Source organism: Shewanella morhuae, assembly GCF_003028295.1.
GTDB classification, from domain to species: Bacteria; Pseudomonadota; Gammaproteobacteria; order Enterobacterales; family Shewanellaceae; genus Shewanella; species Shewanella morhuae.
This window is the reverse complement of sequence record NZ_PYSG01000003.1, coordinates 458,049-469,126: the sequence shown is the minus strand read 5'-3', so window position 1 is coordinate 469,126 and position 11,078 is coordinate 458,049. Positions and strand designations below refer to the sequence as shown.

Below are 11,078 nucleotides of genomic sequence, written 5' to 3'. Positions count from 1 at the left end.
GAATACGGTTTTTACGCTGGGATTTTAGGCAGCTTACTTGGTCTGCTTACATAGCTGTTTTCATATAATTTGAAATACCATCGAGGAACATTTGTACCGAAATCATCACCAATACCATGCCCATTAAACGCTCAACCGCAGTAAGACCTTTCTCTCCCAGTATTCGAGTAAAAAGCTTATAGAACATCAAAATTACCGCACTGGCGCCCCAAGCAGAAACAAGCGCAATCGTCCAATCACCCATCCGCGAACTATCGGTATGCGCCAGTAAAATCAAGGCAGCAAGAATCGACGGGCCAGCCATCAAAGGAATCGCCATAGGTACGATAAAGGGCTCTTCTCCCGCGGCTAAACCAACCACACCGCCAGGCTGAGGGAAAATCATTTTAATCGCGATCAAAAACAGAATAATCCCGCCCGCAATACTGACCGATTCAGAACGGAGATTTAAGAAACTTAAGATAGCTTCGCCCGCATAAAGAAAAGACAGCATAATAACTAACGCAAAGAGCAATTCGCGGATCAATACCTTACGACGTTTTTTAGGATCGATATGCCGAAGAATCGATGCAAAAATCGGCAAATTACCTAGGGGATCCATAATAAGAAACAACATTACTGCAGCAGAAAATATATCCATTTAACTTATCAACATCCAAGCCAACATAGATCGCTATTGTATAACTTTTCGCGGCTTAGATCTGAAAATTTATATAAAAATAACCACAGTGAATAAAAGTATCCGCTTAAAAACAGGCTAAAAAATGGCAACCGTTAAGTAAATTACCAGCAAGTTTCTGCTCACTTTGCCTTGTAGCTGATATACTACAGCGTTTTTTCAGCCAATTTCCCGTGGAATCCATGCTCTATCTTCTTGCTAGCTGTATCGCACTATTAATCGGGCCACTTTTTTACCGTTATTTCTCATCGGGAAGCGGATTACAAAAAGCGCTCGACGGTTTTATATTCGTCTCATTGGGCGGATTAGTGCTGATCCATATTTTGCCTGAGCTATTAGAACATGGTGGAGTGCTGGCGATTGTGTTTGTATTGCTTGGTATCTGGGGGCCAACGGCTAGTGAGCGACTATTTCATCGTTATTCAGAAATAACCCATAATCTCACCCTGTCCTTAGGCATCGGCGGTTTATTGTTACACACCATCACCGATGGTGGGGCTATGGTATTAGCACAACAAGAAGGCAGTTCTATCTTACTTGCGCTCGGGGTCATTATGCATCGACTCCCTGTCGGATTGGCTATTTGGTGGCTACTTAAACCACAAGTCGGCACGCGCTGGGCCAGTTTAGTGCTGGTCGCGATGATGATTCTTACAGCTGTGGGTTACTTCGCAGGTGAACAGTTATTATCTCAACTAAGCTTAGATAATACCGTTTATTTACAAGCGTTTGTTACGGGCTCAATTTTACATGTTGTACTACATCAACCCCATGGCCAGCACGATACTAACGTACAGGGTAAATACGAATACCAAGCTGGAATTGGTAGTTTATTGGGTATAGGTCTACTGGTGATGCTACTGATGATTGATTCTGGTGGCCACGAGCATACTCACCACGATCACAGCACCGAACAGTTAGTCACTTGGTTACTGACACTCGCCCCAGTACTGTTGCTGAGCTACGCTGCGGCGGCGCTTCGCTTTAAATGTGGCCTAACACCGCAGGATAGCAGTTTAGCTCGCCGCTGGTTCCAACGTTTAGTGGGGCCAGAAGCGCTAGTTATCACCGCTTTGCTACTGGGTCCTTGGTTGGCACTATTTCAGCTATTTATTGTGTTTATCTTGAGTGCTTACTTAAGCCATGCCAAGGTCAACATTACCGATCCACACACAACATTACCCACTAAATCTTTACGTTTTGGCTTTGCGCATTTGGTCGATCGCAGTGCACCGTGGATTTTGCTCAGCTTAGTGCTCGTGAACCTGATTGGTCACCCTTCAGTACCATTAAGCAATCCATTATTACAAGTCATAGTGCTGTTATTGGTATTTTTACCGATGCGTTTCTGTAATTTAGGCGCAGCGGTGCTCGCGTTAGCACTGGCTTACAGCGGCTGGAGTTCTGTTGCTGTGATGATGCCATTGATTGCTGCCCCCGTACTTAACCTAGCGCAACTGAAATTAATGACCTGGCCACAAAAGGCTATATTACTGAGTATTATTGCCTTAGGGTTAATGGCGGCATTACGTCTACCTTTGTGGTTCTCGTTAATCTCTTTACCGGAAATACTCAACTTAATTGCACTCTTAGCGCTGTCAGGGTTATTTGCCGCCAGCCTACTACGCTTAGGTCCACGTAAATTTTTACGTCGTTTGATGCTCAGCAAGCCTGCGGGTCATACACATAACCACGCTCACAGCCATGCCGAAATGCCCAACCCAGTCAGTCCACATTCTGACAAACATGCACACGAGCACACAAAGACAGATAAACATTCACATCACTAACACTGTTCATTTATGTGCAGACAGGCTAAATTAATCTACCTTTGGATTAATTTAGCCTGTTATGTGCATACTCTTTGTCGCTATTAATGCCCATCCTAAGTACCCCTTAATCATCTGTGCTAACCGCGATGAGTTTCATCATCGACCCACAGCGCCAGCACACTTCTGGCTACCTGAAGAAAACATACTCGCAGGAAAAGATCTGCAAGCGGGCGGCACTTGGTTTGGTGTAAATAAGCAAGGGCAAATAGCAGGCGTTACTAATTTGCGAGTGGCGCAAAAGAGTTCTGCTGCGATGCGTACTCGTGGTGAGTTAGTCACGAATACACTTAGTTCTGGCTCACTGGTGTGCCCAAATTGGCTTATTGAACATAGCGATAATTATCAGCCATTTAATTTTATTTTTGGCCAAGGAACGGACTTATTTTGTTTTAATAGCATAAATAAAAACACCGTAAAACTAGCCAATGGATTTCATGCGATATGTAATGGCACTCTTGATGATATTTGGCCCAAAATGGCCAAAGGACAACAAGCACTAGAAGCCCTAATTAATCAATCTACTGATATTGATGTGCAAGCGTTGATCCAACTGATGAAAGATGATTCTCAGCCGCAAGATCATGAGTTGCCCAATACGGGCGTGGGGCTTGAATGGGAACGGCGCTTAGCAGCAATTTATATTCAGCATCCCGACTACGGCACGCGCTCCACCAGTATTTTGCTTGAAGATACCCAAGGTAGAATGCATTTCACCGAGGTGAGATACGATGGCAAAGGCCGACAGCTCGGGCAACAGGATTTCGATATAATCCTGCCATCCGAGCCTCCCGCAACACCAGAATGTTTAATTCTTTCTTAATTTTTATCACGTGATTAATCTGAGCTGTGATCCATAGTGATCACCCAATTATCATCTATTTTCTCAACTAGCAGAGTAAACACGCCTGTAGGCGCATCTTTTTGGCGACGTAAATCCCAGCGACCAACCACCATAGCCGCGTAATTACTCAGCATTTTGATTTCTTTTATAGTGAATTTAAGTTCACCAAGAGCTTCTTTATTAGGATAATTCTTTTTATAGGTGGCGAGAGTTTCATCCCATCCAAAACGAAATTTACCATTAGAAACAAAACGTAATCGATCGCTCTTCCAATAACCTTGCATATAAGCATCAAGATCGCCGCGATTCCACGCGTCCTGCTGGCCTTTAAGCATTTGCGTAATTTCATCCGTAGGTACAGCGCTCACATGACAAGTGACCAACAGCAATAATGTCGCCAATACTCTTGGCCACATACCTTTATTCCACAGTCCATTTTTCAACACAGTATTGTTCCCCCTCACAATCAGGCTAAACTATACTATAGCGAAATCATCACAGGCTCGCTCGTTAAAGTCAGCACAAAACCTAAAAAGTAGATGATATAATTCATTTTTTATTTAACAGATTTAGAGCGTTACTTATGCAAACAGATACTTGGCTACTTTATTTTATTGCCATTATGTTAATCGGAATATCTCCTGGGCCCATCGCCGTTTTGTCCATGTCTCATGGCATACATTTTGGCAAAATGCGTAGCCTTGCTACGGCCTTAGGTAGTGTCAGTGCAGCCTTAATATTAATGATGGCTTCTGCCGCGGGTCTTGGGGCGTTGATTAGCGCCTCTGAGTATGGTTTTACCGTACTTAAATGGGGAGGCGCTGCATATTTAGTTTTTTTAGGTATCAAGTTATTGCTGACAAAGAACCAAGGGCAAACGATTGAAATGTGCCATTTACAAGGTAAAGGTACGCCTCAACAACTTGCTAAGCAGGCTTTTTTGGTGGGTATTAGTAACCCGAAAGATTTACTATTTTTTGCGGCTTTATTTCCACAATTTATCGACTTATCAGCACCGCAATTACCACAACTCACCATTTTGGCGCTCACTTGGGTAGTGGTCGATTTTAGTTTTGTGATGTTCTATTCCTGCATGGCCAACGTGCTTGCTCCCAGTTTAAAAACCAGTAACAAGCTACATTGGTTTGACAGAATCAGCGGCGGTGTCTTTTTAACGTTAGCCGCAATTCTAGTATCGAGAGATTAATCGACCTTAGCCGACTTTAAGCTACGAATGTCATTACCTGTGGGGGCTTGGAATGACACTAGACCAAACTCAGGTAATATTGCAAAAATATGATCAAAAATATCCGCTTGTATTGCTTCATAAAAAGCCCAGCGAGTATCGTTGGTAAAAACATAAATCTCGATGGGTAATCCCTCTGTGGTCGGCGCTAATTGGCGCACCATTAGGGTCATTTCTTTATGGATTTTATCATGGCGCTGTAAGTATTCTTGCAAATAAGCGCGGAAGGTGCCGACATTAGTCAAATGACGACCATTCACTTTTATATCCAGATCTGAAATTCTCGCATTAGACTCTTGAATTTCATGAATTTTGGCAGGGAAATATTCTTTCAAACAATGAACCTTGCTCAGGCGTTCACGCTCTTCCTCAGTTAAAAATGCAATGCTATTGATATCAATATTGATTGCACGCTTTATTCTACGGCCACCCGATTCAGACATGCCGCGCCAATTACGAAACGCATCTGACACCAGAGCATAAGCGGGGATCATAGTAATAGTTTTGTCCCAGTTGCGCACTTTGACCGTGGTCAGTGACACTTCTTCTACCGCACCGTCGGCGCCGTATTTGTCCATCTGGATCCAGTCGCCTTTACTTACCATACGGTTAGCCGCTAACTGAATCCCCGCCACAAAACCTAAAATAGTGTCGCGGAACACTAACATCACAAAACCGGTCGCCACACCTAAGCCGCTGAGGAAATACACCGGCGATTGATTGGCCAAGATTGAGATAGAAACGATAATCCCAACAAAGAATAAAAATAGTTTAGTTAACTGCACAAAGCTTTTAACGGGTAAACGCCGACTCACCAAATTAACATCTGAAATTTCATCAATCGCATCTAAACCAGCATAAATAGCACGGATCATCAGCACTACGATCCAAATACTTAACAAACGGCTAACTAAAGTATTTAAAATTTGATACTCAGTGAGTGCAATGGGCACTAAAAGACTTAGTACGATTGCAGGCACCAACATAGCTAACTTTTCGAGCACTTTATAACGCATAAACACATCATCCCACGTTGCTTTAGAACGTAAGATCACCATGTTGACCGCACGCACAACCACGCGCAGAACAATAAAATAAGCTATGCCCGCTATCAGCATGAAAGCAATAATCATAATGCTGGTTGATATGCCGTCCGAAGGCTGGCTATCAATTCCAAAGCTCGCTAACCATGCCGAAATCTTGAGTTTTATTTCCTGATCCACAATTCACTCCAATTTTTAGCCGCTAGCGCAATAAATCTATACAAAGGTAACGATTGAGTTACTCAGAGTTATACCTACTCACTATAAATACAGTTTATTTACAATTACTTATTCTTAAATAGATATTAGCATTTTGAACATACCGAACACAAAAGCCAATGAACATCTTTAAGCCGATACGAAGGCACAATGCCGTTTATGATTCATTGATTAGCTTGGGTTTATGGCCACATAAATACTCACCACTTAATACATCGAATATGCCTGTCAGAGGTAATGAGTTACATCTGTCATCAAACTTAGCAGATCATAAAACAGTTAAGGCTAGGCGAGAACACTCACGCCTAGCCTTAACAACCATATCGAATGGGTGATGTAGAGTTAGTTAAGCGAGTACGCCGCATGATTAATGGGCTAACTCAGCTCGAGCTTGAGCCAGCTCCGCCTCAGCCTGTGCCACTTTCTCACGTTTCTTAGTGATTTTTTCCATAGATTTACCTTCAGCGATAGCTTCAGCCAACTCATCTTGGCGCTCAGTTAACTTTTCTTCTAATTTCTCAACTTTAGCTAGTCGCTCAGCGTATAGACTGTCGTTGTCACAGTGGGCAGAGACTTCGCTATAGGCCTTTTCAAGCCCAGCAACTCTATGCTTATTACCCGCCGCTTTCGCCTGCGCAAGCTGTGCGCTAATGGCGTCTAACTTTGCCGCGCAACCGGTTTTAGGTGCATCAGCAGCCCAGCTTGTTGTGCTAAAAACTAAACCAATGACCAAGCTATAAATTCCGTACTTCATTTGCATACTATTATCTCCTCACGTTCTTTATTGATAATGCTGCTATGTGACTGTGCTATGTGATGGTGTCATGCCACTGCGCTATCAATATAGTGACACAATCTGTTAGTTCAATCTGTGTTAGCGTTAGAATCTTCTCTTTAAACCTGATTTTTAGTTAAAACAACACTTAGGCAGTGATTAACATGCGCTAAATTGTTTAGGTTAAGGCAGAATATTGACTTAGACAGATACTGGAGCCCAAAAATCAATGCAAACCTCATTACGCCTTAGCGCACTTAGCTCATTATTGTGGCTATCATCATCGGTTATGGCCGCCGACGTAGCCAATATCACCCTCGAAAACGGTGCCCAAGTCAGACTTAAAGACGACTTTACTTGGGAATATGTGCTTACGCAGACCCAAGCGGCACCCAATGTTTTAGCCACTGACGCCGTTATTGACAGCTCCAGCAGTGTTACCAGCCTTCCGAGTACTGCCGAAGCAAGTCAGGCTATTGCAGCGCCCGTCACCACACTAACAGCCACAGCCATTGCCCAGCCAGAATTATTAGGCTCAACCGCTAAAGACGGCATTAAAGTCAGCTTTACAACAGCACAATGGAAAGAGAATAAACTCGGACTTAGCTTTGAGCTGGCGAGTACGAGTAATAAACATGTCACATTAGTGGAAGTTGAAGCCAGCTTTTTTGCCGATAATGGCACGTTACTCAAGACTGAAAAACTGGCAGTGTGGGAAGCGATATTCCGCATGCCTGAAACCTATTTACGCAAAGGCGAGCAGCGTAACAGCAGCGTGATTTGGGTCGAAGGTATAGATAAAGCACAATGGCAAAAGCAGTTAATCAACCTCAAGATCACTGAGATCAACTCTCGCTAACACGGCGAATGAATAAGGGATTGCGAGACAGTGTTCAATCCCTTATCAATACTTTTAGCGAATGTTATTGCTTTGTAGTGCTACAGTTCGGGTAGAATAACCACACACTAACGCCCCTTATTTTGAGCTCACAGCAAGATGCATAATCTGATACCCAATCCAGCATTGTACCTTGTTGCCACACTCTTTAGTCTCAGCCCATTGTGCTTGGCCGATACGGTTTTCTTGCTCAATGGCGATAAAATTAGCGGTGAAATCAAAGAATTCAACGAGCAAGATCTAATCATCAAAACCAGCTATGCACCTAAGATTGCCATTGAACGCAGTGCTATTCTCAGTTTTGAAGTCTCAACGCCTAAACCTTGGAGTGTCGGCCGCTCAATACAGGACATAAGTATTCAGGCTTCTGAACAACATGGCATGGTATTGATTAATCACCAACAAACCCCAGTGGATGAGCTTAGATTTTCCCAGCATTATGCGGACTCAGATTGGGATTATAGCGGCAGCGTAGAAACCTCACTCGATGTAACTAAAAACAAGAAAAATAACCAGAAACTGCATATCAAAGGTGATATCACAGCCGAAACCTTGCAATGGCGGCATAATATCAAGACTGAAGTACGCTACGAAACCGAAGATGATTTAACTAAGCGCAATACCCTCGAAGGATACTACTCCCTAGACTATCTACTCAATGAGCATTGGCTGTTACGGCAGGAAGATTTTTATCAAGAAGACAAACTCGGCACAGATACCCATAGCTACTATGCCGCACTCGGTCCAGGCTATCGTTTTTGGGGGCGGGCCGCGACAAACTCGATTTCGTCGTGACCTACAACCATTTTTGGCTTAGACAAGAGTCTTTTAAGCTAGAACTTAACGCTTGGGCAGCATCGCTTAACTATAAACAATATTGGTTTGATGGCATTTTAGAGTCCTACGCCGATCTGCAAATTGCCTTCCCAGATATGCCAGCGATTGATTACATCTCAAACTCGACCGTAGGGCTTAAGTATCTGCTCACTCAGCGGATTTATTTATCATTTAAATATGACTTTAACGACACTAAAACCGTCGAAGGTAATACGAGAGACTCTAGCTACACCTTAGGATTGGGAGTGAGTTTCTAACCATCATTCCCGATACGCTAACCTGTGCGCCATAGGATGCTCATCATTCAATTGCAGTAAATCCCATAAATTGCCGTAGAGATCTTTAAACACCGCGACTGTGCCGTAGTCTTGTTCTTGCGGCTCGCGCGCAAACTCGACACCATCGGCGACCATACGGTGATAATCACGCCAAAAATCATCGGTATTTAAAAATAAGAACACCCGACCACCGGCCTGATTACCAATAAAATCGAACTGCTCTGGCTTAGAAGCCTGTGCTAACAAAATAGCTGCGCCCTTAGAACCCGGCGGTGCAACCACAACCCAGCGCTTATCTTGCTCGGCTTGATAGCTATCCTCCACTAATTCAAATTTTAACTTATTCACATAAAAATCAATTGCCTCATCGTAATCTTTTACGACTAACGCAATATGCACCAGTGCTTGTTTCATTCTGACCCCCTACTCGACAAAGATTGGGCTGCAGTTTACCGCCCATTTTGGGTGCTTAGTAGTTCCATCAACTTGTTTTGTATAATACGGATTGTACTTATACCACTCGTATTAACTACTGTTCATTCAGCGGGAGTTCAACGCGCTTTAGACAAGGCAAAGGCTTGAAGGCTTAGTGGTGCTCTGTCGAAAGCCTTAAACGCAGTCTAAAGCGCGTTACTATACAGTTAAATCAGCCGCCCTTTCGGAGCCTCACAGGCATCCCACTCCTGTGTTGCATTGACTTAAAAGGGAATAACCATTTCTGCATCAATACGCCTCGGATTGAAATACCTGTGAGGCTCTGAACTGATTAGATAGTTAATGTGACTGGTATTAATCACAGAATGATTCATTTTTTACATTACGCGATAATGACAATAGCCAGTATAGGGTTGAGCTACTATTACATTAACCCTGTATAACAAATCGAGTTGGATATTTAGTGCTGACGGATGTGCAGAGAATACATTTTATTTGTACATCGATGACATACTCTGTTTGGTAGCGGATGAAGTACTTGGCAATGAGCAAAGTGATAAAGCGGTATCGGTTACCTCCAGCTGACGAGAAAAATAATATCATTTGGGTATGCTGTAGCCTCATTCTCGAGTAGCACGTCCTCGTATGCCAAAGCTAACTCATAAAAAAGCGCTGCCGTAACAGCGCAATAAATTTCAATGACTTAACCTTTTTGTATCGTCATTGTCCATGCTGCATCACCCTTTTGCGCAAAATGAACAACGTCATGGCCAGCCTCTGCAGCCCAACGAGGAATATTTTCAGTGGCTTGCGCACAGTCATAATCCAATATCACTTTGTCGCCAGAAGTAATGTTAATAATAAGCTTTTGTAATTCAATTAATGGAAACGGGCAAAGCTTACCTGTTGTGTCGAGAAAATGTTCCATGTAAAGCTCCTTCATAGCTTTATAGACATTAAATTTTGGCAAGCCGGATTGGCCTAACCAGTGCAAAATAATTAAAGAACCAGCTGCCCAATAAAATCGCTGGAATGAATAACCACCCCTGCCATGATAGAACAGCCGTCCCGACGACAGCGTTGCCTAACATACAACCTCCAGCAATCCCGCTGCCAAACCCCATCAGTAAGCCACCGACTAAACCCCATAACACCACTTTGTGACCGGGGTAACGCCAACGTTGTTCTGCACTTCCGCGTGCCGCGATAAATGCCCCAGTAAACAAACCGATAAGGAAATAACCTGGCCAACTAAAAAACTTAGTATTACCCGTTGTCACAAAATCCCATAGCTGTGCACTCGGACCACTTATCCCAACACCACCCACACGACCGCTTTCCAAACTAGCAGGCCATGCTAACAATGCCAGAATGCCAATGAACAAGGCACTCATGAAAGGGTGCCAACGACTTTCGAACAACCAATGAGTCAACCCCGACTTTCTTGGTGACATTAATGCCACAGGTCGTCTGCGTCCCTTGAGATAATTCATCGCTAGCCAAAAAGTCAGCAGAGAAAGTGCGGCCACCACTGCCCAAGGAGAAACCCCCAGTGTTTCATACACGGTTTGGTCTTCAAACTGCTGTTGTGTCAATGGTTTTAGCAAACCTTTGACCTCATCAATCCGCACCAATTTACTACCGGCAATAAAGCCAAAAACAGCCATAACACTTGCAGCGAGTCCTTCGGCTGCACGGTAATAAGCCCCAGTAGAGCAACTTCCAGCAGCAGCCATTCCTAAACCAAATATCACGCCACCAACTAACGTTGCTAGCCATGGGAAATGGCCTACAGGCAATTTAACCCAACCCAAATCATAAAATAAAAATAAGCCAATACTTTGGATGCTGATGACAATCAAAATAGCGATCACCATGGTAAAATCCCGTTGCAGGTAGGTATCGCGGATCCCGCCCGCCATACAAAACCTGCCCCTTTGCATCACAAACCCCATCGCTAAGCCAATACCTAAGCCACTGATAATAGTCAACATT

Annotated in this window: 13 protein-coding genes; 6 read left to right on the top strand and 7 right to left on the bottom strand. The window is 43.6% G+C overall.

Going from position 1 to position 11,078, the window contains the following annotated elements; all coding sequences use genetic code 11:
- Positions 1-46: 46 nt before the first annotated feature.
- Positions 47-640: a YhgN family NAAT transporter gene (locus C9I43_RS16720; protein ID WP_076497383.1), complete on the bottom strand. Its 594-nt coding sequence runs from the start codon at positions 638-640 to the stop codon at positions 47-49.
- Between the two features lie 221 nt (positions 641-861).
- On the opposite strand from C9I43_RS16720, the gene C9I43_RS16715 reads away from it, so the two are divergent.
- Together C9I43_RS16715 and C9I43_RS16710 are read left to right on the top strand one after the other, a co-directional pair.
- Complete coding sequence (locus tag C9I43_RS16715) at positions 862-2,469, top strand: ZIP family metal transporter (RefSeq protein ID WP_107884631.1); 1,608 nt, start codon at positions 862-864, stop codon at positions 2,467-2,469.
- A gap of 61 nt (positions 2,470-2,530) precedes the next feature.
- The gene (locus C9I43_RS16710) at positions 2,531-3,331 is read left to right on the top strand and encodes an NRDE family protein (protein WP_076497385.1); all 801 of its coding nucleotides are present in this window, start codon (positions 2,531-2,533) and stop codon (positions 3,329-3,331) included.
- A gap of 14 nt (positions 3,332-3,345) precedes the next feature.
- Here C9I43_RS16710 and C9I43_RS16705 read toward each other — a convergent pair whose 3' ends face one another.
- Positions 3,346-3,798, bottom strand: a complete 453-nt coding sequence (locus C9I43_RS16705; protein WP_076497387.1) for a YybH family protein — start codon at positions 3,796-3,798, stop codon at positions 3,346-3,348.
- Positions 3,799-3,935: 137 nt separating this feature from the next.
- On the opposite strand from C9I43_RS16705, the gene C9I43_RS16700 reads away from it, so the two are divergent.
- Positions 3,936-4,559: a LysE family translocator gene (locus C9I43_RS16700; protein WP_107884629.1), complete on the top strand. Its 624-nt coding sequence runs from the start codon at positions 3,936-3,938 to the stop codon at positions 4,557-4,559.
- Here the strand turns inward: C9I43_RS16700 and C9I43_RS16695 are convergent.
- Both C9I43_RS16695 and C9I43_RS16690 read right to left on the bottom strand, forming a co-directional pair.
- Positions 4,556-5,821, bottom strand: a complete 1,266-nt coding sequence (locus C9I43_RS16695) for a mechanosensitive ion channel family protein (protein ID WP_076497390.1) — start codon at positions 5,819-5,821, stop codon at positions 4,556-4,558. The genes C9I43_RS16700 and C9I43_RS16695 overlap by 4 nt on opposite strands.
- A 406-nt stretch (positions 5,822-6,227) precedes the next feature.
- Positions 6,228-6,620 carry a DUF1090 domain-containing protein gene (locus tag C9I43_RS16690; RefSeq protein ID WP_107884627.1) on the bottom strand — a complete coding sequence of 131 codons (393 nt, stop codon included), beginning with the start codon at positions 6,618-6,620 and terminating at the stop codon, positions 6,228-6,230.
- Between the two features lie 244 nt (positions 6,621-6,864).
- Between C9I43_RS16690 and C9I43_RS16685 the strand changes: the two genes are divergently transcribed.
- The 3 genes from C9I43_RS16685 to C9I43_RS19120 all read left to right on the top strand — a co-directional run bounded on the left by C9I43_RS16685 (position 6,865) and on the right by C9I43_RS19120 (position 8,627).
- Positions 6,865-7,494, top strand: coding sequence for a DUF3157 family protein (locus tag C9I43_RS16685; RefSeq protein ID WP_107884625.1), 630 nt, complete (start codon positions 6,865-6,867; stop codon positions 7,492-7,494).
- A 138-nt stretch (positions 7,495-7,632) separates the two neighbouring features.
- Positions 7,633-8,328, top strand: coding sequence for a DUF481 domain-containing protein (locus C9I43_RS16680; RefSeq protein ID WP_258192019.1), 696 nt, complete (start codon positions 7,633-7,635; stop codon positions 8,326-8,328).
- Positions 8,325-8,627 carry a hypothetical protein gene (locus C9I43_RS19120; protein WP_258192018.1) on the top strand — a complete coding sequence of 101 codons (303 nt, stop codon included), beginning with the start codon at positions 8,325-8,327 and terminating at the stop codon, positions 8,625-8,627. Before C9I43_RS16680 ends, C9I43_RS19120 begins: the two co-directional genes overlap by 4 nt.
- A gap of 3 nt (positions 8,628-8,630) precedes the next feature.
- On the opposite strand, the gene C9I43_RS16675 is transcribed toward C9I43_RS19120, so the two are convergent.
- The 3 genes from C9I43_RS16675 to C9I43_RS16665 form a co-directional block, all read right to left on the bottom strand.
- The gene (locus tag C9I43_RS16675) at positions 8,631-9,062 is read right to left on the bottom strand and encodes a VOC family protein (RefSeq protein ID WP_107884623.1); all 432 of its coding nucleotides are present in this window, start codon (positions 9,060-9,062) and stop codon (positions 8,631-8,633) included.
- A gap of 724 nt (positions 9,063-9,786) precedes the next feature.
- The gene (locus C9I43_RS16670; RefSeq protein WP_107884621.1) at positions 9,787-10,011 is read right to left on the bottom strand and encodes a sulfurtransferase TusA family protein; all 225 of its coding nucleotides are present in this window, start codon (positions 10,009-10,011) and stop codon (positions 9,787-9,789) included.
- A gap of 28 nt (positions 10,012-10,039) precedes the next feature.
- The gene (locus C9I43_RS16665; protein ID WP_219907246.1) at positions 10,040-11,077 is read right to left on the bottom strand and encodes a YeeE/YedE family protein; all 1,038 of its coding nucleotides are present in this window, start codon (positions 11,075-11,077) and stop codon (positions 10,040-10,042) included.
- Position 11,078 lies beyond the last annotated feature (1 nt).